Source organism: Afifella marina DSM 2698, from assembly GCF_900102695.1.
Classification (GTDB): Bacteria; Pseudomonadota; Alphaproteobacteria; order Rhizobiales; family Afifellaceae; genus Afifella; species Afifella marina.
In genome coordinates this window covers 283,349-310,271 of the sequence record NZ_FMVW01000004.1, presented here as the reverse complement: position 1 = coordinate 310,271, position 26,923 = coordinate 283,349, and the positions used below count along the sequence as shown (strand labels likewise).

Here is a 26,923-nt window from a genome sequence, read left to right as displayed (position 1 = left end):
AACTCTTGGCAAAGGGGAGCCTTACAGTTTTCCCGCAATGGAGTACCACATGAAAAAGATCCTTCTCGCGAGCGCCGCGGTTGCCCTGATGGGCGGTTCCGCCCTCGCAGCGGATTTGCCGACCTATGAGCCGGCTCCCGTCGCAACGCCGGTTGCCACCCCGACCTACAATTGGTCCGGCGGCTATGTCGGTCTTCAGACCGGCTGGGCGTGGTCGAACGTCGACACCGACTTCAATTACGGTGGCACGACGGTCGGCGGCTTTGATTTCGACAGCGACGGCTGGACGGCCGGTGTTGCCGCCGGTTGGGACTACCAGTGGAACTGGGCCGTCCTTGGCGTGCGTGGCGACATCAACTGGCTTGACGTCGACGGCGACGGCAGCCGTGACACCGTTGTCAACGGCATGGACGCCAACTGGCTCGCCAGCTTGACGGCCCGCGCCGGTGTCGGCATGGACCGCTTCCATCCGTATGTCCTCGGTGGTGTTGCGTACGTCGATTACGACCACAGCAACTCCTACACCGACGGCACTGTTCTCTATGGTGACAGCGACGATGATGGCGACTTCGGCTGGACCCTCGGTGCCGGCATCGAAGTTGCGGTCACCGATAACATCTCGGTCTCGGGTGAGTATCGCCACTACTGGTTCGACGACAAGTCGATCGGTTATGCGGACGGCTCCAGCGTCGATTTCGACACCGACATGGACACCTTCATGGTTGGTGTGAACTGGCGCTTTGGCGGCCCGAGCGGCTCGGTGATGGCCAACTACTAATTCTCGCTTCCAAGCGAGTGAGAAACCGGCGGCTTCGGCCGCCGGTTTTTTTTGTGCCTTAAGAAGGCTTTGTAGGGAGAGGCCCTGCCGCCGCCTCGCGCGGTCGCATTTTCCTCAAGCCCGAGTCACGCGGCTGGCCGGCGCTTTTCAGGTGCGTCGGCGTTGCGACCCGAAAACCGCGGAGCCGTCGAAACCTTACCGGATGTCGGTTCGTGCCCTGAGGCGATCGCTGCCCCGGAAAGAGCAGTGCCTTTCGTTGCGGGTCGATCGAGACGATCGCTCCGCCGCCGCGCTGTCTCTGAACTGCATCTTCGACAGCCCGTCTGTCGACCTGCCCGGTACGCTCGCGGGGTAGGGCGGTTTCGCTCAGTCTCGCCTAGATATCGAGATCGGGCGGCGCGAAAGCCGCGCGCTCTTGGATGAAGGCAAAGCGCGCTTCCGGCTTGTTTCCCATGAGCTGGGTGACGGTGGCACGAACCGCCTGAGCTTCGTCGTCCAAGACACCGACGCGCAAAAGCGTGCGGCGGGCCGGGTCCATCGTCGTCTCTTTGAGCTGCGCCGGCATCATTTCGCCGAGGCCTTTAAAGCGGCTCACCTCAACCTTGCCGCGGCTCGAGAACTCGGTTCGCATCAGTTCGTCGCGATGAGCTTCGTCGCGGGCGTAGAGAACCTTGCCGCCTTGCGAAAGCCGGAAGAGAGGAGGGACGGCCAGAAACACGCGTCCCTGCCGGATCGCCTCGGGCATCTCACGATAGAAGAACGTGATGAGGAGGGACGCGATATGCGCGCCGTCCACATCGGCGTCGGTCATGATGATGATCTTGCCGTAACGCAGATCCTGCTCGCGGTAGCGCGAGCCGGTGCCGCATCCGAGCGCCTGGATCAGGTCCGAGAGCTGCTGATTCTGAGAAAGCTTTTCGCGCCCGGCGCTCGCCACGTTGAGGATCTTGCCCCGGAGCGGGAGAATTGCCTGCGTGCGCCGATTGCGGGCCTGCTTGGCAGATCCTCCGGCCGAATCGCCCTCCACGATGAAGAGCTCGGTGTCGTCGCGGTCGCTTGCGGAGCAATCGGCAAGCTTGCCGGGCAGGCGCAGTTTGCGGGTTGCGGTTTTGCGCGAAATTTCCTTTTCGCGGCGTCGGCGCAGGCGCTCTTCGGCGCGGTCCACCACCCAGTCGAGAAGGTTTGCGGATTGGGTCGGTGACGCAGCGAGCCAATGATCGAACGCGTCGCGAATGGCTGCGTCGACGATGCGGGACGCTTCGCCGGTCGCCAGCCGATCCTTGGTCTGGCCGACGAATTCCGGTTCGCGGATGAAGACGGAGAGCATGCCGCCCATCGACGTCATGATGTCGTCGGAGGTGATCTGAGCCGCGCGCTTGTTGCCGATGAGCTCGCCGTAGCCCTTCAAGCTGCGCAGGAGCGCGGTGCGCAATCCGGCTTCGTGCGTGCCGCCTTCAGGCGTCGGCACCGTGTTGCAGTACGAGCTCAGGAAACCGTCACCGGCGAACCAGACGATCGCCCACTCAACGGCCCCATGCCCGCCCGGACGCTCCGTGCGGCCGGAAAAAATGTCGCCGACGCGCGTCTCTCCGGCGAGTGTGGCGTCGAGATAGTCGCGCAGCCCATCCGGAAAATGGAAGACGGCCTTTTCCGGCACTTCGCTCTTCGGGTCGATTAGGGACGAAGGACAGTTCCAGCGGATTTCGACCCCGCCGAAGAGATAGGCCTTCGATCGCGCCATCTCGTGCAGCCGCTTGGGATCGAAGCTCGCTGCGTCGCCGAAAATTTCCGGGTCCGGGCGGAAACGGATGCGCGTGCCGCGGCGATTCGGCGCATCGCCGGCTTCTTCCAGCGGGCCGAGGGGCTTGCCGCGCGAAAAAATCTGTCGGTAGAGCTTGCGGTTGCGCGCGACTTCTACCTCAAGTTTTTCCGACAGCGCGTTGACGACGGAGACGCCGACGCCATGCAGTCCGCCGGAGGTTTCATAGACCTTCGAATTGAACTTTCCGCCAGCATGCAGTGTCGTCATGATGACTTCGAGCGCCGACCTGTCGGGGAATTTCGGATGCCTGTCGACGGGGATGCCGCGGCCATTGTCGGTCACGGTCAAGAATCCCTCGGTGTCGAGCTCGACCTCGATCCAACTGGCGTGGCCGCCCACGGCCTCGTCCATCGAATTGTCGATCACCTCGGCGAAGAGATGGTGGAAAGCCTTCTCGTCGGTGCCGCCGATATACATGCCCGGCCGGCGTCGGACCGGCTCCAAGCCCTCCAGGACCTCGATGTCGGTGGCGGAATAGCCCGACGCCGGAGCGCTCGCCTCACGTGCCTTGCGGCGGCGCGGAGTCCGCTCGGTGGGCGTTTTTGTGCCGGAGGGCTTGCTGGCGCTCGAAAAAAGATCCTCGGCTCGGTCCATACTTCTGCCTTGATGCGAATCGGGTGGCGATGTTGCCATGGTCTCGGCCTGGCGGCGACGTGACCCTACTCCATGCGCAGCCGCAGAGAAGCGACCGCAGAGCATGCCGCTATCGATGCGCCTTCAAGCGCTTGGTTTCAAGGGCAGCGCGCATCTCGGCTTGCAACCGGTGGAGAACCGGAGGTGGACGACCGACAGGGCAAAGGAAGCCTTTTCGGATGCGCGCGATGAACCTAGCCGGCCATCCACCTAGACCGCTTAAAGATAGAGCAGATTCGTTAACGGTGCTGTGCCGTTTGCGACACATCTGCCTAGAAACTCGGCCTGCGCCAATTTGGCAGGCGTTGCTTCGTGTGCCCGTAGCGCTCGAGACGAGGCGGGCAGGCCGCGCCAAATGCGAGACGTAACCCTTCGTGCGCGGCATCGCCGACATGTTGCCCGATGCGCCTGGGCAACAAAAAAGGGGAGGCGGTGACCGCCTCCCCAGAGAGCTTTCGATGACGGGCTCTGAACCCTGACGGGTCAGACCGAGTAATACATCTCGAACTCGACCGGATGCGGGGTCTGCTCGTAGCGAATGTTCTGCTCGCGCAGGAGGTCGAGATAGGCCTCGATCTGGTCTTCGTCGAAGACGCCACCAGCCGTCAGGAAGTCGTGATCGGCTTCCAGCGACGAGATGGCTTCGCGCAGCGAACCGCAAACCGTCGGGATGTCCTTCAGCTCCTCCGGCGGCAGATCGTAGAGGTCCTTGTCCATCGGGTCGCCCGGATGGATCCGGTTCTTGATGCCGTCGAGGCCGGCCATCAGCATGGCGGAGAAGGCGAGATACGGGTTCGCCGCCGGATCCGGGAAACGGATCTCCATGCGCTTCGCCTTAGGCGAGTTGGTGTACGGGATACGGCAGGAGGCCGAACGGTTGCGCGCCGAATAGGCGAGCAGAACCGGAGCCTCGTAGCCCGGGACCAGACGCTTGTAGGAGTTGGTGGTCGGGTTCGTGAAGGCGTTGAGCGCCTTGGCGTGCTTCAGGATGCCGCCGATGTAGAAGAGGCATTCTTCCGAAAGGTCAGCGTACTGGTTGCCGGCGAAGACCGGGTTGCCGTCCTTCCAGATCGACTGGTGGCAGTGCATGCCGGTGCCGTTGTCGCCAAAGACCGGCTTCGGCATGAAGGTCGCCGTCTTGCCGTAGGCCGCTGCCGTCTGATGGATGCAGTACTTGTAGATCTGCAGCTTGTCGGCGACGCGCACGAGCGTGTCGAATTTCATGCCGAGCTCATGCTGGGCGGAGCCGACTTCGTGATGGTGCTTTTCGACGTCGACGCCCATCTCGGCCATGTACATCAGCATGTCGGAGCGCAGATCCTGGGCCGAATCGATCGGCGGCACCGGGAAATAACCGCCCTTCGTGCGCACGCGGTGGCCCATATTGCCGCCTTCGTATTCCGTCCACTGGTTGGTGGGCAGCTCGATGGAATCAAGCAGGAAGCCAGTGTTGTAGGGCGTGCAAGAGAAGCGCACGTCGTCGAAGATGAAGAACTCCGCTTCCGGGCCGAAAAAGGCGGTGTCGCCGACGCCGGTCGACTGCAGATAAGCGAGGGCCTTCTTCGCCGTGGTGCGCGGATCGCGGTTGTAGGGCTCGCCCGTGGACGGCTCCAGGATGTCGCAGAAGATTGCGAGCGTCGGCTGGGCGAAGAACGGGTCGATGACGGCGGTGTCGGGATCCGGCATCAGCGTCATGTCGGACTCGTTGATGGCCTTCCAGCCGGCGATGGAAGATCCATCGAACATGATGCCGTCGGCGAACATATCCTCGTCGACGATGGATACATCCATGGTCACGTGCTGCATCTTACCGCGCGGGTCGGTGAAACGCAGGTCGACATATTTCACATCGTTGTCTTTGATCGTCTTCAAGACATCGGAAGCATTGCTCATGAGTGTCACCTTCTAAGTGGAATGGGGGAGGGTGCGGCTGTTGAATAGGTGCGGGCCGCGACCGTTCTCTAGATTGCTTCTGCGCCGGTTTCGCCCGTGCGGATGCGGATGGCTTCTTCGACGCTAGAGATGAAGATCTTTCCGTCGCCGATGCGACCGGTCTGCGCGGCGTTTCGGATGGCATCGACTGCCCGCTCGACAAGCTCGTCCGGCAGAACCACTTCAACCTTCACCTTGGGCAGGAAATCGACGACATATTCTGCACCGCGATAGAGCTCGGTATGGCCCTTCTGACGACCAAAGCCCTTAGCCTCGGTCACTGTGATGCCCTGCAGTCCGACTTCCTGCAACGCCTCCTTCACTTCATCGAGTTTGAACGGTTTTATGATCGCTTCGATCTTCTTCATATCAAGGGAAACTCCAGAGCCCGTGAGCGTCGTCGTCGCTCCGACCGCCCCTCAGCAGGAAGCGTGCCAGCCCGCTTTCACCGGCGCTGGCATGGAAGACGAGGCGCTTGCCGAAGCCAAGGCTATTTTTGCGGCGACGGGTGACCGCTTTTTCCCCAACGGTGTGGCATAATAATGAGGCAACTGCACAATGCGTGATCATTTATCTGCCGAGGATGCTCTCGTCCTCCTCACGCCGGAGGAAATGGGGCGCGCCGACCGTGCCGCGATGGAAGCCGGGATTTCCGGTTTTCTGCTCATGGAGAAGGCCGGCGCTGCCGTCGCAGACTGTGCGCAGGCGATGTGCCCGCGCCGGGGCCGTGTCCTCGTTCTCGCAGGGCCCGGCAACAACGGAGGCGACGGCTTCGTCGCCGCACGTCTTCTCTCCGAGCGTGGTTATCGTGTCCGGCTCGCGCTCCTCGGTTCGCGCGAAACTCTCTCCGGTGACGCGGCAATCGCAGCCTCGCGCTGGCAAGGTGAGATCAAGCAGCTAACGGCTGGCATCGATCTGTCCGCCGACCTCATCGTCGATGCGCTTTTTGGAGCGGGTCTCGGGCGGCCGCTCGAAGGGAATGTCGCCGCTCTGGTCGAGGCCGTTAATGCGAGCGAGCGGCCGCTTCTGGCGGTCGACCTCCCCAGCGGCATCGATGGTCGTACCGGGCGCGTCCGCGGCACGGCCTTCAAGGCTGCAAAAACCGTGACCTTCTTCCGCGAGAAGCCGGGGCACCTTCTGCTCCCGGGGCGTCTCCATTGTGGAGAGATTCAGGTGGCCGATATCGGCATTCCGGCCGCAGTGCTGCCGGATCTCTCGATACGCCTGTGGCACAATCATCCATCTCTGTGGCACGCCGTTCTGCCGCTCCCGGGGGTAGAGGGGCATAAATACGCCCGTGGCCATGCCGTCGTCGTCTCCGGGCCTGCGCATGCCACCGGAGCCGCGCGCCTGGCGGCTCGGGCCGCTTTGCGCGCAGGGGCGGGGCTCGTCAGCATGGCGGCGGAAGAAGACGCCATTCCGACGCTTTCGGCCCATCTTACCGCGATCATGATCAAGAAGGCGGACGGCTCCGACGGTCTGGCCGAGCTTATTGCGGATACTCGCCTCAATGCCGTGGTGATCGGGCCGGGTGCTGGGGTGGGGGAGGCGACATGCGAGCGGGTTATGGCTTGCCTCAACAGTGAGGCGGCCGTCGTCCTCGATGCCGATGCCGTGACAAGCTTTAAGGAGCATCCCGCGAGGCTTTTCGATGCGATCGCGGCCCGCTCGGCTCCTGTCTTTACGACGCCGCATGCGGGGGAGTTTTCCCGGCTTTTCCCCGATCTCGCCGAAGATGAGAACAAGGTCGAAAAGACACGCAGGGCTGCCGAGCGAGCCGGAGCGGTCGTCATCCTCAAGGGCGCGGATACGGTCGTGGCTGCCCCTGACGGCCGCGCAGCGATTTCAGCGCACGACGCCCCATGGCTTGCAACCGCCGGGACAGGCGACGTTCTGGCAGGAATGATCGCAGGCCTTGCCGCCCAAAGAATGCCGGCCTTCGAAGCTGCGTGCGCTGCCGTTTGGATGCACGCCGATGCGGCACGCCGTTTTGGACCGGGCCTGATTTCGGAAGACCTGCCGGAGATGCTGCCCGCGGTCTGGTCCGAGCTCGCGGTCAAACCCTGCGCTGATTAACCACAGGGGAACCGGGGCATTTCGTTAAACTCCGGTTTACGCTAAGAGAGGACGTGTGGGCAGGTGACGTGATGTGTCGTCGGTTGCCTCGGCAAGCTTCAAGACTCACTGCACAATGATTAGACCTCAGCCCTCTTCGGAGGGCTTTTCTTTTGGCGGTTGCGCGCCACCTTGTGCGCGGACAAAGACATGATATAGAGCCCCAACCTTGGCAGGGCGCGCCAGCTCTTGAAGGTGGCGGGCGTGGTGGAACTGGTAGACACGCTTGGTTTAGGTCCAAGTGCCTAACAGCTTGGGGGTTCGAGTCCCTCCGCCCGCACCACGTCACCGGACGCTTGACGGCGCGAACCGCTTACATCTCAACTTCAGGCAATCAAGCGGCGAGTTTCGCCTGAGCATCAGGAAGCGACAATGGATATCAACGAGACCCTCTCCGACGGCCTCAAGCGCGAATTGAAGGTTACCGTTCCGGCCGGCGAATTGAACGATCGGCTGGCTGCGCGCCTGGATCAGCTGCGGGGACAGGTCCGCCTCAAGGGCTTCCGCCCTGGCAAAGTCCCGACCGAGCATCTGCGCCGGCTCTATGGCAAGGCTGCGATGGCGGAAATCGTCGAGAACATCGTTGCCGAGACGACACGCACGGCCATCAACGAACGTGGCGAGAAGGCTGCCATGCAGCCCGAAATCGCCATGACCGACGACGAGGCGGAAGCCAACGAGATCTTGGCGGCCAATGCCGATCTGACCTTCACGGTGAATTACGAGGTTCTGCCCGAATTCGAGATTGCCGAGATCAAAGGCATCAAGATCGAGCGCCCGATCGCCGAAGTGCCGGATGAAGAGGTCGAGGAGCGCCTGAACGCCATCGGCGAGGGAAGCCGCACCTACGAGGCGATGAAGCGCAAAGCCAAGGACGGCGACCGCATCACGATCGGCTTCGTCGGCAAGATCGATGGCGAAGTCTTCGACGGTGGCAGCGACGACAACACCCAGATCGTCATCGGCTCCGGCCAGTTCATCCCGGGCTTCGAAGAGAAGCTGAAGGGCGTGAAGGAAGGCGAGGAGAAGACGATCGAGGTTACCTTCCCGGAGGATTATCCCTCTGAGAAGCTTGCCGGAAAGCCGGCGACGTTCGATGTCAAGGTCAAGGAAGTGGCCGCACCGCAGGAGCTGAAGCTCGACGACGAGTTCGCGCAGAAGCTCGGTGTCGAATCGCTCGACAAGCTGAAGGAAGCCGTGCGCGCCCAGCTCGAAAGCGAATACGGCTCCGCCACCCGCCAGCGCGTGAAGCGTCAGCTCCTCGACGCGCTCGACGAGAAACACGAATTCCCGCTTCCGGAAAAGCTGGTCGAGCAGGAGTTCGAGAACATCTGGCGGCAGGTGATGCACGACGTGGAGCATCACGGCCGTTCCTTCGAGGATGAAGGCACGACGGAAGAAGAGGCGCGGGCGGAGTATCGCACCATTGCCGAGCGCCGTGTGCGTCTCGGTCTCGTCCTGTCGAAGATCGGCGAAGAGGCGAAGGTCGAGGTTGGCGAGGAAGAGCTGCAGCGCGCTCTCTACGAGCAGGTTCGCCGCTTTCCGGGCCAGGAACAGCAGGTGATCGAGCACTACCGCAACAATCCGGATGCGGTGCAGGCGCTTCGCGCTCCGATTTTTGAGGAGAAGGTGGTCGACTACATGCTCGAACTCGCCGACGTCACCGACAAGACGGTGTCACGCGAGGAGCTGCTCGCCGATGATGACGAGGATGATCACGATCATCACCATCATCACGACCACGATCACTGATAGGTGACCAAACGGGCGTGTGGCGCAGTCGCCCCTGCGTCACCGCACCACGCAGGCCGCGCATCGCGCGGCCTTTTTCCGCCAAGTCGGGCGTCATGTTTTACGGGGCTTTGGCAGATTGCTAAGAACCCCCTAAATTAGGACGAATCGTATCCCCGTGCCCGCGGTGCCGCGGGCAGAGCAAAGGCCTCCCATGAAAGATCCCGTTGAAACCTACATGAACCTCGTCCCCATGGTCGTGGAGCAGACCAACCGGGGTGAGCGCGCCTACGATATCTTTTCGCGCCTTTTGAAGGAGCGCATCATCTTCGTGACGGGCATGATCGAGGATCACATGGCGACCCTCGTCTGTGCCCAGCTCCTTTTCCTTGAGGCGGAGAACCCTAAAAAGGAGATCAGCCTCTACATCAATTCGCCGGGCGGCGTCGTGACCTCCGGCTTTGCGATGTACGACACGATGCAGTTCATCAAGCCGGCGGTGTCGACCTTGTGCATCGGGCAGGCTGCCTCGATGGGCTCGCTGCTTCTGTGCGCCGGTGAAAAGGATATGCGCTTTGCCGTTCCCAATGCCCGCATCATGGTGCACCAGCCCTCGGGCGGCTTCCAGGGCCAGGCCTCGGATATCGAGCGCCACGCCGAGGATATTATCAAAATGAAGCGCCGGCTGAACGAAATCTACGTCAAGCACACAGGTCAGAACTATGAGACGGTTGAGCGGACGCTCGATCGTGACTATTTCATGACGGCTGAGCAGGCGCAGGAGTTTGGCTTGATCGATCGCGTGATCACGAGCCGAGCGATGACGGAGACCGAGGGGCAAGGTTGACGTTGCAAGCGTCACGCAGGCTAGAAGCTGTTAAGTTTATCTTGAAACCGTACAGCCAAAGATGTTCGATGAAAGGGGCGTGCCGCTTCGCGGCAGCGCCTCGTGCCAGGCGCCGGAATGGCGGGCTGGCCCACCGGAGAGGTGACCGATGAGCAAAATCAGCGGTAACAGCGGGGACAGTAAGAACACGCTCTACTGCTCCTTCTGTGGCAAGAGCCAACACGAGGTGCGGAAGCTCATCGCGGGACCGACCGTGTTTATCTGCGACGAGTGTGTCGAGCTGTGCATGGACATCATCCGGGAGGAGAACAAATCCTCGCTGGTGAAGTCCGGCGACGGCGTTCCTTCGCCTCAAGAGATTTACAACGTCCTCAACGACTACGTGATCGGCCAGACGGGTGCCAAGAAGGTACTCTCTGTCGCTGTCCACAACCATTACAAGCGCCTCAACCATGCGGCGCGCAACAATGATGTGGAGTTGGCGAAGTCCAACATCCTCCTGATCGGCCCGACCGGTTGCGGCAAGACGCTGCTTGCGCAGACCTTGGCGCGCATCCTCGACGTGCCTTTCACAATGGCGGATGCGACGACGCTGACCGAAGCGGGCTACGTCGGTGAGGATGTCGAAAACATCATCCTGAAGCTGCTTCAGGCGGCCGACTACAATGTGGAACGTGCCCAGCGCGGCATCGTCTATATCGACGAGGTCGACAAGATTTCCCGCAAGTCGGACAACCCTTCGATCACCCGCGACGTATCGGGCGAGGGTGTCCAGCAGGCCTTGCTGAAAATCATGGAAGGAACGGTTGCTTCCGTGCCGCCACAGGGCGGACGCAAGCACCCGCAGCAGGAATTCCTCCAGGTCGACACGACGAACATCCTGTTCGTGTGCGGCGGCGCGTTCGCCGGTCTCGATCGCATCATTTCCGACCGTGGCCGCAAGACCTCGATCGGCTTCTCCGCAACCGTCGCTTCGCCGGACGATCGCAAGATCGGTGAGCTTCTGAGCCAGGTGGAGCCGGAAGATCTTCTGAAATTCGGTCTCATTCCGGAATTCGTCGGTCGTATGCCGGTGGTGGCGACGCTTGAAGATCTCGACGAGCCGGCTCTCGTGTCGATTCTGACAGAGCCGAAGAACGCGCTGGTGAAGCAGTACCAGCGGCTCTTCGAGATGGAGAATGTCGAGCTGACCTTCCATGAGGATGCGCTTGCGGCGATTGCTCGTAAGGCGATCGAGCGCAAGACGGGCGCTCGCGGCCTGCGTTCCATCATGGAAGCGATCCTTCTGGAGACGATGTTCGATCTTCCGGGCCTCGATGGGGTCGAGGAGGTCGTCATCTCCGGCGACGTGGTCAACGGCAGCGCACGTCCGCTCTACATTTACTCGGAACGTCATTCCGAGACCCAGAACGCCGGTCGCTCGGCCTAGGGAAGCGATGAGAGGCCTCAGGTTGACAACCGGGCCTCTCCTATCCACCTAACCGGGTAACGCAACAAGCTCGCTTCGAATGGTCGCGCCATGTGTGTGGCTTGTCATTTTGTCTGCGCCAAAAGTGATCCCGTGAGCGAGCACTCTTTACACTGAGATTTCGTCGGATCGACCGGCGAACGCGAAGGAATCCTTATGACAGAACCCACTGGTTTCCTCGGATCTGCTGAAGGGAACGGGGTTTATCCCGTCCTTCCTCTTCGCGACATCGTTGTCTTCCCGCACATGATCGTGCCGCTCTTTGTCGGGCGGGAAAAGTCGATCAATGCCCTGGAAGAGGTGATGCGGGCAGATAAGATGATCCTGCTGGCCACCCAGAAAGACGCCAGCGACGAGGATCCGTCTCCCGAACGCATTTACGAGGTGGGCACGCTCGCCTCGGTTCTGCAGCTTTTGAAGTTGCCCGACGGCACCGTGAAGGTGCTGGTCGAGGGGCGCAGCCGTGCGTCCATCAAGCAGTTCAGCGATCGCAAGGATATCTTCGAGGCCGAGGCCGAGGAGATTCCGGAGACGCTGGGCGACGAGGTGGAGGTCGAGGCGCTGTCTCGTTCCGTGGTCGCGGAATTCGAGAACTACGTGAAGCTCAACAAGAAGGTGAGCCCGGAAGTTCTGACCGCCGTCGCCAACATCGAGGATTATGCCAAGCTCGCCGACACGGTGGCTTCGCACTTGGCCATTCGCATTCCGGAGAAGCAGGAAATCCTGTCTCTCACATCTGCGACCGACCGGCTGGAAAAGGTGCTCGGCCTGATGGAGAGCGAGATCTCCGTCTTGCAGGTGGAAAAGCGCATCCGCTCGCGCGTCAAGCGCCAGATGGAGAAGACGCAGCGCGAATACTACCTCAACGAGCAGATGAAGGCGATCCAGAAGGAGCTCGGCGATTCGGAAGACGGACGCGACGAGCTGCGTGAGCTGGAAGACCGCATCGGCAAGACCAAGCTCTCCAAGGAGGCCCGCGAGAAGGCCGAAGCGGAGATGAAGAAGCTGCGCCAGATGAGCCCGATGTCTGCCGAGGCGACCGTCGTGCGCAATTATCTGGATTGGCTGCTCAGCATCCCGTGGGGCAAGCGCACCCGGGTCAAGAACGATCTCGGTCATGCCGAATCCGTGCTTGAGACCGATCATTACGGTCTTGAGAAGGTCAAGGAGCGGATCGTCGAGTACCTCGCCGTGCAAAGCCGGGCCAACAAGCTGAAGGGGCCGATTCTGTGTCTCGTCGGACCTCCCGGCGTCGGCAAGACCTCGCTCGGCAAGTCGATCGCAAAGGCGACCGGTCGAAACTTCGTGCGCATGTCGCTGGGCGGCGTTCGTGACGAAGCGGAAATCCGCGGCCACAGGCGCACCTATATCGGCTCGATGCCCGGCAAGGTGATCCAGTCGATGCGCAAGGCGAAGAAGTCCAACCCGCTTTTCCTGCTCGACGAAATCGACAAGATGGGGATGGATTTCCGCGGCGATCCGTCGTCGGCGCTTCTCGAGGTGCTCGATCCTGAGCAGAACGCAACGTTCATGGATCACTATCTGGAGGTCGAATACGACCTCTCGGACGTGATGTTCGTGACGACCGCGAATACGCTCAACATCCCGCCGGCCTTGATGGACCGTATGGAGATCATTCGCATCGCCGGATACACCGAAGATGAGAAGGTCGAGATTGCCCGTCGTCATCTCCTGCCGAAGTCGGAGAAGGATCACGGCCTCAGGAAGGGCGAGTTCTCGATCGACGACGAGGCACTCCGGACGGTGATTCGCCGCTACACGCGGGAAGCGGGCGTCAGAAATCTCGAGCGCGAGCTCGCCACACTCGCCCGCAAGGCGGTGAAGAAGCTCCTCACGAGCGACGAAAAGAAGGTCGCGATCACCTCCGATAATCTGTCCGATTATCTCGGCGTGGCGCGTTACCGATTTGGTGAAGCCGAAAGGGAGGACATGACCGGTGTCGTGACCGGCCTAGCCTGGACCGAAGTCGGCGGTGATCTCCTCACCATTGAGGGCGTCATGATGCCCGGCAAGGGCAAGATGACCGTCACCGGCAACCTTCGCGACGTGATGAAGGAATCGATTTCCGCGGCGGCATCCTATGTGCGCTCGCGGGCCGTCGATTTCGGCATCGAGCCGCCTTTGTTTGATCGGCGCGATATTCACGTGCACGTGCCCGAGGGAGCCACGCCGAAGGATGGGCCGTCTGCGGGTATCGCGATGGTGACGGCGATCGTCTCGGTCATGACCGGCATCCCGGTGCGTCGCGATGTGGCCATGACCGGTGAGATCACCTTGCGCGGTCGCGTTCTGCCGATTGGTGGGCTCAAGGAGAAGCTGCTGGCGGCCCTCCGCGGCGGCATCAAGACCGTGCTCATCCCGGAAGACAATGCCAAGGATTTGGCGGAGATTCCGGACAACGTGAAGAGCGGTCTTGAGATCATTCCCGTTGCCCGCATGGACAATGTCCTGCGGCACGCATTGGTCCGGGAGCCGGAGCCGATCGTGTGGAGTGAGGTGGAGAACGAGCCAAAACGCTCCGACGTCGCCGAGGATGACAACGCCGCAACGATGATTGCGCACTGATTGCGCTTGAACTTCAGGCGGCCCGGAACCTTCCGGGCCGTTTTGTCGTTCAAAGTTGCGGAAATGCCCAGTTTTCTTGAAGATTTTGCAGATTTTCCGGGCTCTGGCGCTTGCCCCAGGCGTTAATGTGACGCAGAGAATCGCCATCTCGACAAAGGGAGAATGAGAATGAACAAGGGTGAATTGGCCGCTGCGGTGGCGGAGAAGACGGATCTGTCCAAAGCTCAGGCGACGGACGCTGTGGAAGCCGTTTTCGGCTGCATCACGGATGCCCTGAAAAAGGGCGAAGAGGTGCGCGTGCTTGGTTTTGGCAATTTCGCCATCTCAGAACGCGCTGCTAGCACGGGCCGCAATCCGCAGACCGGCGAAAAGATTGAGATCAAGGCTTCCAAGCAGGCGAAATTCAAGCCTGGCAAGGGTTTGAAGGACGCCGTCAATAGCTGACAGCCCCGCTGTTTTGTTGAAAGGCCGACTTCTTCGGCCTTTTCGATTCCGTCTTCGCGGAATCCATTCTCTTCCAACAGACTTGTCATGAGCGACCGCCCTTTATACAGGGGGGCGGCGGGCGGTTAGCTCAGTTGGTAGAGCATCTCGTTTACACCGAGAGGGTCGGCAGTTCGAGCCTGTCACCGCCCACCACATTCCCGGAGCCAGCTTGCGACCAACGGCTTGCTGGCGCCGGTTTCAGAAAGCTGCACCAATCGTTCGGTGTTCGCTTGACACAGACGGCGCACTGACCTATCTCGCCGTCTCGCTGAGGGCCGAACCACTGGCCCGAAGCCACCCGCGGGGGTGTAGCTCAGTTGGTTAGAGTGCCGGCCTGTCACGCCGGAGGTCGCGGGTTCGAGCCCCGTCACTCCCGCCATTTTTTCTCAGACCCAACCAACGTCTGAGTGGTCCGCCGGAGAGAGAATGCCTCTCTCCCTCGAGGGCGGAATTCTCCAAACCTCATCCACATCTCTTTGGCTCTCGATCTGCCGGCTCGCAGCGCTCGGATTGATTCCCAGGCGCCATCGCTGATGCCGACGATTCCTGCCCATACGGCGGAGAGGGTCTCTCCGATTCCGCCTTCCGCCGATTCGTTTCGGCGCGGCTGCTGCTGAGGGGCGAATCACAAAAGCGGGACCTTCGAGGCTCTTTCGCCCAGCTGCGGGCCCCGCCCGATTGGCTCCGCACCTTCATCAGGCCCTGTAGGCCGCAAGGAGCGCGCAGGAGGCCGTTCAGAGCCTGAGCTCGGTATTCCGGTCGGCGCTGGCCTCGCGCGCGTGTCTGGAGTGCTCTGTGGGCTTCTGCGTATGTCGCGTGTCCGGCCGAGCGTGTCCGGCTGCGTGTCCGATTGAATGATAGCGTTGCAGTCGGACCTTCCAGGCGTGCTGAACTGCCGTTCCTGGGCGAGCGTGATGATGTCCAGCTGATGGAGCGGTTATGGAGGGGATGCGTCGGCGTGGACGCCCGTGCCGCTGCAGAGCCGCCGCGGAATTCCGGCGCGAGAAACCCGATTTTATCGAAGCTTGCAGGAAGGCCTCGAAAATTAGAACGAGGCTAGACAAGGCCCATAAAAAGTCACTAAAATTATAATTATGTAATGCATCTGGGGGAAAAAGGCATGGCGACGAGCATTCAACAGGACATTACCTTTGTGATCGATACCACGGGAAGCATGTGGGATGAGATCGATACGGTAAAAGAGAGTGTCACATCTGTTATCGACGCGATTTTTGGCTCGGGGACAACTGATGCGCGCGTTGCATTGGTGGCGTACAACGACCCGGATACTGAAGTTGTTCTGAATTTTACGAACGATACGAGCATCTCGGCCCGGGAGACTGCGGCCCGCGAGGCGATTGAGGGGCTCTACGCGTCCGGCGGCGGCGACCTCCCAGAACTCGTCAACGCAGGTCTTCTGCATGCGCTTGACGGCGATATCGGCGCCTGGCGCCCGGAAGCCGAGGCGCGGCGTATCATTCTATTTGGTGACGCGCCTCCCAAGGACACGGACCTTCATGATGAGGTGGTGTCTCTCGCCAACGATCAGGATGTGCAGATCTACGGCGTTATCATCGGCGTTTCCGGCTCCGGCATCGACGGTGGTACCAAAGAGGCTTTCGAAGACCTGGCCTCCGCGACAGGAGGCGGCGTAATTGAAGCGGAAACCACCGAGGATGTGATTGATTCGCTTCTCTCGGTGATCCTGACGGGCACCGATCCTATCACCGGCACGTCTGGGGATGACGCCCTGAATGGCGGGATCGGCTTCGACACTCTGATCGGTGGAGGCGGAGCCGATACAATCTCCGGCGCCGGTGGGAGCGATCAGATTTTCGGCGGGCCAGGCGACGACGTGGAGTTTGGCGGCTCCGGCAACGATGTGATGTTCGGAGGCGGAGAAGCCGACAAGATTTGGAGCGGCGATGGCTCCGACCAGGCCTATGGTGCGGCCGGTAACGACGTCATCGGCGGTGCCAAGGGCGATGACATCCTTGGCGGCGGAACTGGCGCTGATTCCCTGTACGGCGGCGACGACAACGACACGATCTACGGAGGCTCTGACGCCTCTCGCGATGTGATCTACGGCGGGAGTGGCTCGGACGTGGCCTATATCGGAGCGGGTCACGACCTTCTGGTCGGCGGTGCGGACGACGACATCCTCGGCGCAGGCTCAGGCAATGACGAGGTCGCAGGTGGTGCAGGCGCTGATACGATCTACGGCGCTGCGGGCAATGATACGATCTTCGGCGGCGAGGACGATGACGTCATCTACGGCGGCTCCGGCAACGACGTGATCTATCTGGGCTCTGATTCGTACTCATATGACGTCTATGCCGCCGGCCCGAACAATGGCGACGACACCGTCTACGGGTTCGAGGATGGTCGTGACCACATCGATCTCTCCGAAACCTCGATCGACAGTACCGCCAAGCTCGATGCCGCTCTTTCGACCGACGCCTCCGGCAATGTCGTCATTAGCTTCGCCGAAGGCGGGAGCATCACGATCGACGGCGTGACTGCGGGGGAGTTCAGCATCTCCGACGTTTATTTCTGACCTCGTAGGCCTGGACGCCTGCGCTGAAACAGCCTTCCCCGCCCGCAGAACTTCTGTGGGTGGGGAAGGGGCCTGACAGCTTTCCTGGTTTCTGTCTGCCGTCCCCCAAGCGGTATGTCTGACGACGCCTGAAGCCCGCTGGAAGAAGCCCAAGTCCCGCAAACGATGACCATGGGCGCAGGCAAGGCGTGCCATAGGTTACGGGCGGCGAAGGGAATTCTCTGGGAGAGGCCGGAAGAGGGGTGGAGTCGAGGCAAGCACGTCCGCCACGATTGCGGTTCCGCCTGCTAGGTGAGGCGGCGCTCCTCTATCTCGCGGCCCCGCTCGCGATCCATTGGATGGTGATCAACTGGCACATGCCGGTCTTCGCGTTGCTGACAATGACGCTGCCTGCGATTCTTCTGATTTTCGCGGGGGATCGCTCATTTCGCTGGAAGGAGACGTTCCGGCTGCATTGGCCGATCGGGGTTCTTCGCCGGATCCTGATTCTGTTCGTCGGGGCAGCCGCCTTTTTGACGGCTGCCACCGCCTGGTTTCTGCCGGACGGACTTTTCGGCTTGCCGCGGATCCATCCCCAGCGCTGGCTTCTGATCCTCATCCTCTATCCTCTCCTGTCGGCGCTGCCACAGGAGCTCATCTATCGGGTGTGGTTCTTCCATCGCTATCGCAGCCTCTTCGGGCATCACGCGGCGGTCGCCGTCGCCGCGAATGCGGCCCTCTTTGCCGTCGCCCACATCATTTTCGGCAGCGCGGTGTCCGTTACCGGGGCCTTTCTGTTGGGGCTTCTCCTGGCCCGGCGCTACGAGCAAGCGCGCTCTTTCTGGCCCGTTTGGTTGGAACACGTCCTCTATGGTGACCTCGTCTTCACCATCGGTCTCGGCCGGTTCTTTTATCTGAGCGCTGGTGGATGAGACAGGGTTGCGCAGGACGAGGTCCCGGTCTAACTCACACAGTGGTGCGATTGGAAAATCCCCTCCGTCGCACCCGGATGAACCATTGACGCTGTGACTTGCGCCAATACATACCGTCTACCGGGGATGGCCCGGTCGTTATGATGAACGAGCTTCTTCTCAGCTATCTGCCCATCGTCATTTTCATTGCGCTTGCGCTGGTTATCGGCCTGGCGTTGCTGGTTTCTCCATTTATCGTTGCCCACAGTGCACCGGATCCGGAGAAGCTGTCGGCTTACGAATGCGGCTTCAACGCCTTCGATGACGCCCGTATGAAATTTGACGTGCGGTTCTACCTGGTCGCCATCTTGTTCATCATCTTCGACCTCGAAGTGGCCTTTCTCTTCCCCTGGGCTGTGGCGTTTCACACCGTCGGCTGGTTCGGCTTCTGGTCGATGATGGTGTTTCTCGCCGTGCTTACGATTGGCTTCGTCTACGAATGGAAAAAGGGAGCTCTGGAATGGGATTGACCGACGCTCGCCCGCGCATCGACGACCCGCATCCTCTTGGGCGCGAAGGCTCGTCGACGCTGCCGCGCCAGGGGGATCCCTTCTTCAGCGAGATCAACAATGAGCTCGCCGACAAGGGTTGGCTCGTCACCTCGACCGACGAGCTGATCAACTGGTCGCGCACCGGCTCTTTGATGTGGATGACCTTCGGGCTCGCCTGTTGCGCCATCGAGATGATGCAGACATCCGGCCCACGCTATGACGTGGAGCGTTTCGGTTTTGCGCCGCGCGCCTCGCCGCGCCAGTCGGACGTAATGATCGTGGCGGGCACGTTGACCAACAAAATGGCCCCGGCGCTCAGGAAGGTCTACGACCAGATGCCGGAGCCGCGCTACGTCATCTCCATGGGCTCATGCGCCAATGGCGGCGGCTACTACCATTATTCCTATTCCGTGGTGCGGGGTTGCGACCGCGTCGTGCCCGTCGACATCTACGTGCCCGGTTGTCCGCCGACGGCGGAAGCGCTTCTGTACGGCGTGTTGCTTCTGCAGAAGAAGATCCGCCGCACTGGCACGATTGAGCGGTGAGCGAGATCATGGCCGACACCGAAAGCCTGGCGGATATCGCCTCTCACATTGCCGGACATCTCGGCGAGCGGGTGGAAGAATCCGTCATCGCCTATGGCGAATTGACGATCACCGTCGATCCTGTCGACATCGTCCAGACTCTGCGCTTCCTGCGCGATGATGCGCGGCTGCAGTTTGTCTGTTTCATCGACGTCTGTGGCGTCGATTATCCTGCGCGCCGCCGCCGTTTCGACGTCGTCTATCATCTCTTGAGCCCGCGCCAGAATGCACGCATCCGCGTCAAGGTTCAGGCGGACGAGAATACGGCTGTGCCGTCTGTGACCGAGGTGTTCCCGGGAGCGGATTGGTTTGAGCGCGAGGCCTACGACCTTTACGGCATTCTATTCTCGGGCCATCCGGACCTTCGGCGCATTCTGACGGATTACGGCTTCCGCGGTCATCCGTTGCGCAAGGATTTTCCTCTGACGGGTTTCGTCGAGGTTCGCTACGACAACGAGCAGGCGCGCGTCGTCTACGAGCCGGTGAAGCTCCAACAGGAATTTCGGAGTTTCGATTTTCTCTCCCCGTGGGAAGGGCCGGACTACGTTCTGCCCGGGGACGAGAAGGCGAGTTGAGCGAGGTGTCCCGCGCAGCAGCAGAGCGTGTCGCTGCCGGCGGTACGAGTTTTGCCCGCTGCCGCAAGCGCATCCGAGCCGCCTCCAGCGCCGTGTCGACAACGGCAGGGCGGCGCGTAAGTGAAGCGCGCGCGCTTGGCGATCCTCTCGTCTCGAATCGCGCCGGTGACAGCGTGCGGCCGAACGCCGGCGGCTCCATAAAGCCCGCGCCATTGCGCTGCCGGGTCATTCATCATCTCTCTTCAGGACCGACGTATCCTCATGCCCTCTGAAGCTGATCTCCGTAATTTCAACATCAACTTTGGACCGCAACATCCTGCTGCGCATGGTGTTTTGCGTCTTGTGCTGGAATTGGACGGCGAGGTCGTCAAGCGCGTCGATCCGCATATCGGCTTGCTGCATCGCGGCACCGAGAAGCTGATCGAATACAAGACCTATCTGCAGGCGGTGCCTTATTTCGATCGCCTCGATTACGTCGCGCCGATGAACCAGGAGCATGCGTTCGCGCTGGCTACGGAGCGCCTCCTGGGGCTGGAGGTTCCGAAACGCGGCCAAATCATTCGTGTGCTCTATTCGGAGATCGGGCGCATTCTCTCCCATCTCTTGCACGTCGTGACGCATGCCCTTGACGTCGGGGCCCTGACGCCGCCGCTCTGGGGCTTTGAGGCGCGGGAAGTGCTGATGGGCTTCTATGAGCGGGCCTCGGGTGCGCGCATGCATGCGGCCTACTTCCGTCCGGGGGGCGTGCACCAGGATCTGCCGCCGCAGCTCATCGCCGATATCTACAATTACTGCGACCCTCTGTTGAAGGTTTGTGACGACCTTGAGGGGCTTCTCACCGACAATCGCATTTTCAAGCAGCGCTGTGTCGATATCGGCGTGGTGACCCTCGACGAGGCATGGCGGCGCGGTTTCTCAGGAGTTGTGTTGAGGAGCGCCGGTGCCCCGTGGGATCTGCGGAAGTCTCAGCCCTACGACGGCTACGAGGAATATGATTTCGACATTCCCGTCGGCAAGAACGGCGATGTCTACGACCGTTACATCATCCACATGGACGAGATGCGTCAGGCCGTCCGCATCATCAAGCAATGTTGCGAGAAACTGAATTCGCCGGAAGGCGCTGGCCCGGTGTCTGCTCAGGACGGCAAGGTTGTGCCGCCGAAGCGCGGGCAGATGAAGCGCTCGATGGAAGCGCTCATCCACCACTTCAAGCTCTATACCGAGGGCTACCACGTGCCCGCGGGCGAGGTTTACGCCCCGGTCGAGGCGCCGAAGGGTGAGTTCGGGGTCTATCTCGTCTCCGATGGTTCCAACAAACCTTACCGCTGTAAAATTCGAGCACCGGGCTTCGTGCATCTGGCCGGGCTCGATTCGATTTCGCGAGGCCATATGCTTGCCGATATGTCGTCCGTGCTCGGCTCCATCGATGTCGTTTTTGGAGAGGTGGATCGCTGATGGCCGTTCGTCGTCTCGCTGAACAGCAGCCCGATTCCTTTGCGTTCACGCCCGAGAATTCGTCCTGGGCGGAGAAGGAGATCGCCAAATATCCGGAGGGCCGGCAGGCCTCGGCCGTCATTTCGCTCCTCTGGCGCGCCCAGGAGCAGGAGGGCTGGGTGACGAAGCCCGCGATCGAGACGATCGCCCATATGCTTGCGATGCCCGAAATCCGCGTCTTGGAGGTCGCGACCTTCTACACGATGTTCCATCTCGCTCCTGTCGGCACCAAGGCGCATGTGCAGGTCTGCGGGACGACGCCGTGCATGCTGCGGGGATCGGACGAGCTGAAGAAGGTGTGCCAGCGGCGGATCGCCGAGCACCCGCACGAAGTGTCCGCTGACGGTGCGTTCTCGTGGGAGGAGGTGGAATGCCTCGGGGCCTGCGTAAATGCGCCGATGGTGCAGATCTTCTCTGACACTTACGAGGATCTGACGCCGGAGAGTTTTGAGGCGATCCTGGATGATTTCGCGGCCGGTCGCACGCCGCGTCCAGGGACCCAGGTCGATCGTCAGCATTCAGCGCCGCAATCCGGCCTGACGAGCCTCACGGAAATAGATGGCGGTTCCGAGCAGGTGTTACGAGATCCGCCGCGCGGTGCTCCGGTCGAAGGCAAAGCCCGCGAGCGGGTCGAGGGCGGAAACGGCGCCTCCGTCCCTGCCGGTAAGCCAACCCCCGCCAACGAGGATCTCGCCGGAGGCGTTCCGGAAGAGCCGCAGCAGGCGGTTGGCCGCAACGAGGCGGCTGCCACGCCAAGCGGCAAGCAAGAGCTCGCCGGTCGGCCGACGGGCGCTGGCCGGCCCGACGAAGAGGCCGCGCGCTCCGAACCCACGGATACGGGGTCTGAAAATCTTGGTGCGGAGCCCCATAAAGAGACCACCCAAGAGCAGGCCGAAAAAGGTGCAGGCCGGGAGCCGGACAAGACCTCCCGCGACGCGTCGGGCGGGACGGACAAAAAGTGATGCGACCGAATGCACCTTGCCCGATAGCCTTCTGGCTTCCTTGCTGCTGTGTCGGGATGAAGAGGAAATCCGATGCTCGCCGATAAAGACCGCATCTTCACCAATCTCTACGGCCTTTATGACCCCGGTCTGAAGGCAGCCCAGAAGCGCGGCCAATGGGACGGCACCAAAGACCTGATCATCAAGGGCCGTGACTGGATCATCGATGAGATGAAGAAGTCCGGTCTGCGCGGCCGCGGCGGTGCTGGCTTTCCGACGGGCCTCAAATGGTCCTTCATGCCGAAGGAATCGGATGGGCGTCCGCATTATCTCGTCGTCAATGCTGACGAATCGGAGCCCGGCACCTGCAAGGATCGTGAGATTATGCGTCACGATCCCCATACGCTGATCGAGGGGTGCCTGATCGCGTCCTTCGCGATGCGCGCACATACGTGCTACGTTTATGTGCGCGGCGAATATATTCGCGAGCGCGAGGCTCTGCAGCGCGCCATCGATGAAGCCTATGACGCGGGCCTCATCGGCAAGGACAATTCCTGCGGCTGGGATTTCGACATTTTCATCGCCCATGGCGCTGGCGCCTATATCTGCGGTGAGGAGACGGCGCTGCTGGAGAGCCTCGAAGGCAAGAAGGGCCAGCCGCGTCTGAAGCCGCCATTTCCGGCGAATGTCGGCCTTTATGGCTGCCCGACCACCGTCAACAACGTCGAATCGATCGCGGTTGCACCGACGATTCTGCGGCGCGGCGGTGCGTGGTTTGCCGGTATCGGCAAGGAAAACAACACCGGTACCAAGCTCTTTTGTATCTCCGGCCACGTCAATCAGCCGTGCACGGTGGAAGAGGCGATGTCGGTGCCGTTCCGCGAGCTGATCGAGCGGCATTGCGGCGGCATTCGCGGCGGCTGGGACAACCTGCTCGCCGTCATTCCGGGCGGCTCGTCGGTGCCATGCGTGCCGGCGGACCAGATCATCGATTGCCCGATGGATTTCGATTCGCTTCGTGCCCTGAAATCTGGTCTGGGCACCGCGGCCGTCATCGTCATGGACAAGTCGACCGATATCGTTCGGGCGATCGCGCGGATCGCGTATTTCTACAAGCACGAGAGCTGCGGCCAGTGCACGCCGTGCCGCGAGGGCACGGGCTGGATGTGGCGCGTACTCGAACGCATGGCGCGCGGCGAGGCGGAAAAGCGCGAGATCGACATGCTTCTGGAAGTGACCTACCAGGTCGAAGGCCACACCATCTGCGCGCTCGGCGATGCGGCGGCATGGCCGGTTCAGGGTCTCATTCGGCATTTCCGCCCCGAGATCGAAAAGCGCATCGACCAGTACGCGGCCAATCCGAAAACGGAGAACAGGGTCGTTCTGGAGGCTGCGGAGTAGGTTTGTTTCAGGTTGCGGCAACAATGAGAGGGACGCGCATGCGGAGGGACGGTCACCGATTCGGCGGTCTGCCTGCTTTTGCCGCCTGCGCGACCCGCGGCCCGCTTGTCGGCCTGCAAAATTCCGGGACCGACCGGGTAAAAGAGGCTGACGCTATTGGCGTCTCGCTTGAAATCATTCTAAACGAGCCCGGCATCGTTCATTTCCAAGAGATGGCAGATCGGGACGGGGCGGAGATCGCCTGGAACAACGGATATATTGACCGCAAGCGCTACATGGGATGCAGCCGTTCGCTGCCGCATGCAGCGTCTTTGATGGCCGCCGGTCGGTGAAACGGCGACAGGCGCAGGACGGATCATGGCAGATACGCGAACACTCATAGTCGACGGCACCGAAGTCGAGGTCCCCGTAACGTACACGCTTCTGCAGGCCTGCGAGGCCGCAGGTGCGGAGATCCCGCGCTTCTGTTTCCACGAGCGGCTCTCGATCGCAGGCAATTGCCGCATGTGCCTCGTGGAGCTGAAGGGGGCGCCGAAACCCGTCGCTTCCTGCGCTTACGCGGTGCGCGACTGCCGGCCTGGACCGAATGGCGAACCGCCGCAGGTGCTGACGAAGTCGCCTTTGACCAAAAAGGCGCGCGAAGGGGTGATGGAGTTTCTGCTCATCAATCATCCGCTCGACTGCCCGATCTGCGACCAGGGCGGAGAATGCGATCTGCAGGACCAGGCGATGGCCTACGGTGTCGACACCTCTCGCTTTGAGGAAAACAAGCGCGCGGTGGAGAACAAATATATCGGTCCGCTGGTGAAGACGATCATGACGCGTTGCATCCATTGCACGCGCTGCGTCCGCTTCACGACCGAAGTTGCCGGCGTCTCCGAGCTCGGCGCCACCGGTCGCGGCGAGGATATGGAGATCACGACCTTCCTCGAGCGGGCCATGACCTCTGAACTGCAGGGCAATGTCATCGATCTTTGTCCGGTCGGAGCCCTGACCTCGCGGCCTTACGCGTTCAAAGCGCGGCCGTGGGAGCTCAACAAAACCGAATCGATCGACGTCATGGACGCGCTCGGCTCTGCCATTCGCGTCGATTCGCGCAACACGGAAGTGATGCGCATCCTCCCGCGCACCAACGAACTGGTGAACGAGGAATGGATCTCCGACAAAACCCGCTTCGTCTTCGACGGGCTTCGGACCCAGCGCCTCGACCGTCCCTATCTGCGTGAGAATGGCCGTTTGCGGGCCGCAACCTGGCAAGAGGCGTTCGCCGCCATTGCCGATAAGGTGAAGGCCGCAGCACCGGAAAAGCTCGGCGCCATCGCCGGCGATCTCGCCAACGTGGAAGAAATGTTCGCGCTGAAGGAGCTGATGTCCTCACTCGGCTCGCCGAACATCGATTGCCGGGAGCCGTATTCGCCGCTGCATCCGAAAAACGGGCGAGCGAGCTACGTTTTCGGCTCCACGATCGCCGGCATCGAAGACGCCGATGCGATCCTTTTGATCGGCACCAATCCGCGTGTCGAGGCGGCGGTTCTGAATTCGCGCATTCGCAAGGTGTGGCGCGCTGGACAGACGCAGATCGGCTTGATCGGTGAGCCGGCGGATCTCACCTATTCCTACGCGCATCTTGGGGCCGGACCTTCCTCCCTCGATTCGCTCGCTGCCGGTGAACTCGATTTCCTCGATGTTCTGAAAAAGGCCGAGCGGCCGATGATCATCATCGGGCAGGGGGCGCTCAATCGCGCCGACGGCGCTTCGATCCTGTCTCGGGCTGTGAAGCTTGCCGATTCGATCGGGGCCTTCGGCGAGGAATGGAACGGCTTCAACGTTTTGCACACGGCGGCGGCAAGAGTCGGTGGTCTCGATCTCGGTTTCGTGCCGGGCGAGGGCGGCCTAGCGACCGCCGAGATGCTCGGGATGGAGGGAACGGCACCGCTTGACGTGCTCTTCCTCTTGGGAGCCGACGAATACAAGCTCGATGCGATCTCTGACACGTTCAAGGTCTATATCGGCAGCCATGGCGATCGTGGGGCTCACGGTGCCGACGTCATTCTCCCGGGTGCGGCCTACACCGAGAAATCGGGAACCTACGTGAACACGGAAGGGCGGGCCCAGATGGCGAACCGTGCGATCTTCCCCCCGGGACAGGCTCGGGAGGATTGGTCGATCCTGAGGGCGCTCTCGGCTGTCGTCGGAAAAACGCTGCCCTTTGATTCGCTCACGGAACTGCGCAATCGTCTTGCAGAGAGCGATCCCCGTTACCTGGCGCTCGACGAGATCGGCGATGTGGCGATGGATGGCCTCAAATCTCTCTCAGGCCACGCCGGCGAAAAGCCGGGCAGCGAGCCTTTCGTCAGCTGCGTTCCGGACTTCTTCCTGACAAACCCGATCGCCCGTGCTTCGGCAGTGATGGCAGAATGTTCTTCGCTGCGGCTCGGCCCGCGCGCTGAAGCCGCGGAGTAGGCCCGATGGATACGTTTCTGCACAGCTACCTCATCCCGGGTGCGATCATCGTCGGCCAGAGCCTTCTGCTTCTGGTCGTGCTGCTCGTCGTCATCGCCTATCTGCTTTATGCCGACCGAAAGATCTGGGCGGCCGTGCAGATGCGACGCGGTCCGAACGTCGTTGGGCCCTGGGGTCTGTTTCAGTCTTTCGCCGATTTGCTGAAGTTCGTTCTGAAGGAGCCGGTCGTTCCCGCGGCGTCCGACAAGACGATTTTCCTTCTGGCGCCGTTGATGTCGACGGTTCTCGCGCTGGCGGCCTGGGCGGTGATCCCGGTCGGCTCCGGATGGGTCATTTCCGACATCAATGTGGGCGTTCTCTATGTTTTCGCCGTCTCCTCGCTCGAGGTCTATGGCGTGATCATGGGCGGCTGGGCCTCGAATTCGAAGTATGCTTTCTTGGGATCGCTGCGGTCTGCGGCGCAGATGGTGTCCTACGAAGTTTCGATCGGCTTCATCATCATTGCTGTGCTCTTGTGCGTCGGCTCGCTCAATTTCTCTGACATCGTGTTGGCACAGACCACGGGCATCGGCACGGTGCTGGGCCTTCCCAACTCCTTCCTCGACTGGCACTGGCTGCCCTTGTTCCCGGCGTTCGTGATGTTCTTCATCTCGGGTCTGGCGGAAACGAACAGGCCGCCCTTCGACCTTCCGGAAGGTGAGTCGGAGATCGTCGCCGGCTTCATGGTCGAATATTCTTCGACCCCGTACATGCTGTTCATGCTCGGGGAATATGTGGCGATTACGGTCATCTGCGCCTTGATGACGACGCTGTTCCTCGGCGGTTGGCTGCCGCCCTTCGACTTCGCGCCGTTCACCTGGATCCCCGGGGTCGTCTGGTTCACCTTAAAGCTGTGTTTCGTCTTTTTCATGGTTTCGATGGTGAAGGCGATCGTGCCGCGCTACCGCTACGACCAGTTGATGCGGCTTGGTTGGAAGGTGTTCTTGCCCCTGTCTCTCGCCTTCGTCGTGATCGTCGCGGTCGTGCTTCAGTTCACGGGCTGGGGCGGCGTTCCGACGGCCGGGTGAGG

22 protein-coding genes and 3 tRNA genes are annotated in these 26,923 nt (G+C 61.4%); 22 read left to right on the top strand and 3 right to left on the bottom strand.

Annotated features, from left to right (window positions below):
* The first annotated feature begins 49 nt into the window (after positions 1–49).
* Positions 50–778 carry an outer membrane protein gene (locus BLP76_RS11195; RefSeq protein WP_170130430.1) on the top strand — a complete coding sequence of 243 codons (729 nt, stop codon included), beginning with the start codon at positions 50–52 and terminating at the stop codon, positions 776–778.
* Positions 779–1,154: 376 nt separating this feature from the next.
* Here BLP76_RS11195 and parE read toward each other — a convergent pair whose 3' ends face one another.
* The 3 genes from parE to BLP76_RS11180 form a co-directional block, all read right to left on the bottom strand.
* Positions 1,155–3,194, bottom strand: a complete 2,040-nt coding sequence (parE, locus tag BLP76_RS11190; protein WP_092812676.1) for a DNA topoisomerase IV subunit B — start codon at positions 3,192–3,194, stop codon at positions 1,155–1,157.
* A gap of 522 nt (positions 3,195–3,716) precedes the next feature.
* Positions 3,717–5,126, bottom strand: coding sequence for a type I glutamate--ammonia ligase (gene glnA, locus BLP76_RS11185; protein WP_092812673.1), 1,410 nt, complete (start codon positions 5,124–5,126; stop codon positions 3,717–3,719).
* A gap of 68 nt (positions 5,127–5,194) precedes the next feature.
* Positions 5,195–5,533 carry a P-II family nitrogen regulator gene (locus BLP76_RS11180; protein ID WP_092812670.1) on the bottom strand — a complete coding sequence of 113 codons (339 nt, stop codon included), beginning with the start codon at positions 5,531–5,533 and terminating at the stop codon, positions 5,195–5,197.
* 22 nt (positions 5,534–5,555) lie between these two features.
* On the opposite strand from BLP76_RS11180, the gene BLP76_RS18795 reads away from it, so the two are divergent.
* The 21 genes from BLP76_RS18795 (at position 5,556) to nuoH (ending at position 26,921) form a co-directional block, all read left to right on the top strand.
* Complete coding sequence (locus BLP76_RS18795) at positions 5,556–5,705, top strand: hypothetical protein (protein ID WP_170130431.1); 150 nt, start codon at positions 5,556–5,558, stop codon at positions 5,703–5,705.
* 18 nt (positions 5,706–5,723) lie between these two features.
* On the top strand, positions 5,724–7,241 hold the full coding sequence (locus BLP76_RS11175; protein ID WP_092812667.1) for an NAD(P)H-hydrate dehydratase: 1,518 nt from the start codon (positions 5,724–5,726) through the stop codon (positions 7,239–7,241).
* Positions 7,242–7,478: 237 nt separating this feature from the next.
* Positions 7,479–7,563 (top strand) — tRNA-Leu (locus tag BLP76_RS11170).
* A gap of 89 nt (positions 7,564–7,652) precedes the next feature.
* Positions 7,653–9,032 carry a trigger factor gene (gene tig, locus BLP76_RS11165; protein WP_092812664.1) on the top strand — a complete coding sequence of 460 codons (1,380 nt, stop codon included), beginning with the start codon at positions 7,653–7,655 and terminating at the stop codon, positions 9,030–9,032.
* 193 nt (positions 9,033–9,225) lie between these two features.
* Complete coding sequence (locus BLP76_RS11160) at positions 9,226–9,858, top strand: ATP-dependent Clp protease proteolytic subunit (RefSeq protein WP_092812661.1); 633 nt, start codon at positions 9,226–9,228, stop codon at positions 9,856–9,858.
* A 148-nt stretch (positions 9,859–10,006) separates the two neighbouring features.
* The gene (gene clpX, locus BLP76_RS11155; RefSeq protein ID WP_092812658.1) at positions 10,007–11,287 is read left to right on the top strand and encodes an ATP-dependent Clp protease ATP-binding subunit ClpX; all 1,281 of its coding nucleotides are present in this window, start codon (positions 10,007–10,009) and stop codon (positions 11,285–11,287) included.
* A 195-nt stretch (positions 11,288–11,482) separates the two neighbouring features.
* Positions 11,483–13,912: an endopeptidase La gene (lon, locus tag BLP76_RS11150; RefSeq protein WP_092812655.1), complete on the top strand. Its 2,430-nt coding sequence runs from the start codon at positions 11,483–11,485 to the stop codon at positions 13,910–13,912.
* Between the two features lie 168 nt (positions 13,913–14,080).
* Entirely contained in the window at positions 14,081–14,356 is a 276-nt protein-coding gene (locus BLP76_RS11145) for an HU family DNA-binding protein (protein WP_092812652.1), read from the top strand.
* A 119-nt stretch (positions 14,357–14,475) separates the two neighbouring features.
* A tRNA-Val gene (locus tag BLP76_RS11140) sits at positions 14,476–14,551 on the top strand.
* 149 nt (positions 14,552–14,700) lie between these two features.
* Positions 14,701–14,777, top strand: a tRNA-Asp gene (locus tag BLP76_RS11135).
* A 741-nt stretch (positions 14,778–15,518) separates the two neighbouring features.
* Positions 15,519–16,955, top strand: a complete 1,437-nt coding sequence (locus BLP76_RS11130; RefSeq protein WP_170130432.1) for a VWA domain-containing protein — start codon at positions 15,519–15,521, stop codon at positions 16,953–16,955.
* A gap of 272 nt (positions 16,956–17,227) precedes the next feature.
* Positions 17,228–17,866 carry a CPBP family glutamic-type intramembrane protease gene (locus BLP76_RS11125; protein ID WP_092812646.1) on the top strand — a complete coding sequence of 213 codons (639 nt, stop codon included), beginning with the start codon at positions 17,228–17,230 and terminating at the stop codon, positions 17,864–17,866.
* Between the two features lie 143 nt (positions 17,867–18,009).
* Entirely contained in the window at positions 18,010–18,375 is a 366-nt protein-coding gene (locus BLP76_RS11120; RefSeq protein WP_092812819.1) for an NADH-quinone oxidoreductase subunit A, read from the top strand.
* Positions 18,366–18,941, top strand: coding sequence for a NuoB/complex I 20 kDa subunit family protein (locus BLP76_RS11115; RefSeq protein ID WP_370642296.1), 576 nt, complete (start codon positions 18,366–18,368; stop codon positions 18,939–18,941). Before BLP76_RS11120 ends, BLP76_RS11115 begins: the two co-directional genes overlap by 10 nt.
* A gap of 8 nt (positions 18,942–18,949) precedes the next feature.
* Entirely contained in the window at positions 18,950–19,555 is a 606-nt protein-coding gene (locus tag BLP76_RS11110; protein ID WP_092812816.1) for an NADH-quinone oxidoreductase subunit C, read from the top strand.
* A 261-nt stretch (positions 19,556–19,816) separates the two neighbouring features.
* Positions 19,817–21,010: an NADH-quinone oxidoreductase subunit D gene (locus BLP76_RS11105; protein WP_092812640.1), complete on the top strand. Its 1,194-nt coding sequence runs from the start codon at positions 19,817–19,819 to the stop codon at positions 21,008–21,010.
* The gene (gene nuoE, locus BLP76_RS11100) at positions 21,010–22,011 is read left to right on the top strand and encodes an NADH-quinone oxidoreductase subunit NuoE (protein ID WP_092812637.1); all 1,002 of its coding nucleotides are present in this window, start codon (positions 21,010–21,012) and stop codon (positions 22,009–22,011) included. The genes BLP76_RS11105 and nuoE overlap by 1 nt, the downstream gene beginning before the upstream one ends.
* A 72-nt stretch (positions 22,012–22,083) precedes the next feature.
* Positions 22,084–23,391 (top strand): NADH-quinone oxidoreductase subunit NuoF, encoded by a 1,308-nt coding sequence (nuoF, locus tag BLP76_RS11095; protein ID WP_092812634.1) that lies wholly within the window; start codon positions 22,084–22,086, stop codon positions 23,389–23,391.
* 2 nt (positions 23,392–23,393) lie between these two features.
* Complete coding sequence (locus tag BLP76_RS11090; protein ID WP_092812631.1) at positions 23,394–23,723, top strand: hypothetical protein; 330 nt, start codon at positions 23,394–23,396, stop codon at positions 23,721–23,723.
* A 25-nt stretch (positions 23,724–23,748) separates the two neighbouring features.
* Complete coding sequence (gene nuoG, locus BLP76_RS11085) at positions 23,749–25,854, top strand: NADH-quinone oxidoreductase subunit NuoG (protein ID WP_092812628.1); 2,106 nt, start codon at positions 23,749–23,751, stop codon at positions 25,852–25,854.
* A 5-nt stretch (positions 25,855–25,859) separates the two neighbouring features.
* On the top strand, positions 25,860–26,921 hold the full coding sequence (gene nuoH / locus BLP76_RS11080) for an NADH-quinone oxidoreductase subunit NuoH (protein ID WP_092812625.1): 1,062 nt from the start codon (positions 25,860–25,862) through the stop codon (positions 26,919–26,921).
* The last annotated feature ends 2 nt before the right edge of the window (positions 26,922–26,923 follow it).

Bases quoted from the DNA above. Each gene is read 5' to 3' on its own strand.
- BLP76_RS11195 (WP_170130430.1), top strand. From the start codon at position 50: ATGAAAAAGATCCTTCTCGCGAGCGCCGCGGTTGCCCTGATGGGCGGT.
- parE (WP_092812676.1), bottom strand. From the start codon at position 3,194: ATGGACCGAGCCGAGGATCTTTTTTCGAGCGCCAGCAAGCCCTCCGGC.
- glnA (WP_092812673.1), bottom strand. From the start codon at position 5,126: ATGAGCAATGCTTCCGATGTCTTGAAGACGATCAAAGACAACGATGTG.
- BLP76_RS11180 (WP_092812670.1), bottom strand. From the start codon at position 5,533: ATGAAGAAGATCGAAGCGATCATAAAACCGTTCAAACTCGATGAAGTG.
- BLP76_RS11175 (WP_092812667.1), top strand. From the start codon at position 5,724: ATGCGTGATCATTTATCTGCCGAGGATGCTCTCGTCCTCCTCACGCCG.
- tig (WP_092812664.1), top strand. From the start codon at position 7,653: ATGGATATCAACGAGACCCTCTCCGACGGCCTCAAGCGCGAATTGAAG.
- BLP76_RS11160 (WP_092812661.1), top strand. From the start codon at position 9,226: ATGAAAGATCCCGTTGAAACCTACATGAACCTCGTCCCCATGGTCGTG.
- clpX (WP_092812658.1), top strand. From the start codon at position 10,007: ATGAGCAAAATCAGCGGTAACAGCGGGGACAGTAAGAACACGCTCTAC.
- lon (WP_092812655.1), top strand. From the start codon at position 11,483: ATGACAGAACCCACTGGTTTCCTCGGATCTGCTGAAGGGAACGGGGTT.
- BLP76_RS11145 (WP_092812652.1), top strand. From the start codon at position 14,081: ATGAACAAGGGTGAATTGGCCGCTGCGGTGGCGGAGAAGACGGATCTG.
- BLP76_RS11130 (WP_170130432.1), top strand. From the start codon at position 15,519: ATGGCGACGAGCATTCAACAGGACATTACCTTTGTGATCGATACCACG.
- BLP76_RS11120 (WP_092812819.1), top strand. From the start codon at position 18,010: ATGAACGAGCTTCTTCTCAGCTATCTGCCCATCGTCATTTTCATTGCG.
- BLP76_RS11115 (WP_370642296.1), top strand. From the start codon at position 18,366: ATGGGATTGACCGACGCTCGCCCGCGCATCGACGACCCGCATCCTCTT.
- BLP76_RS11110 (WP_092812816.1), top strand. From the start codon at position 18,950: ATGGCCGACACCGAAAGCCTGGCGGATATCGCCTCTCACATTGCCGGA.
- BLP76_RS11105 (WP_092812640.1), top strand. From the start codon at position 19,817: ATGCCCTCTGAAGCTGATCTCCGTAATTTCAACATCAACTTTGGACCG.
- nuoE (WP_092812637.1), top strand. From the start codon at position 21,010: ATGGCCGTTCGTCGTCTCGCTGAACAGCAGCCCGATTCCTTTGCGTTC.
- nuoF (WP_092812634.1), top strand. From the start codon at position 22,084: ATGCTCGCCGATAAAGACCGCATCTTCACCAATCTCTACGGCCTTTAT.
- nuoG (WP_092812628.1), top strand. From the start codon at position 23,749: ATGGCAGATACGCGAACACTCATAGTCGACGGCACCGAAGTCGAGGTC.
- nuoH (WP_092812625.1), top strand. From the start codon at position 25,860: ATGGATACGTTTCTGCACAGCTACCTCATCCCGGGTGCGATCATCGTC.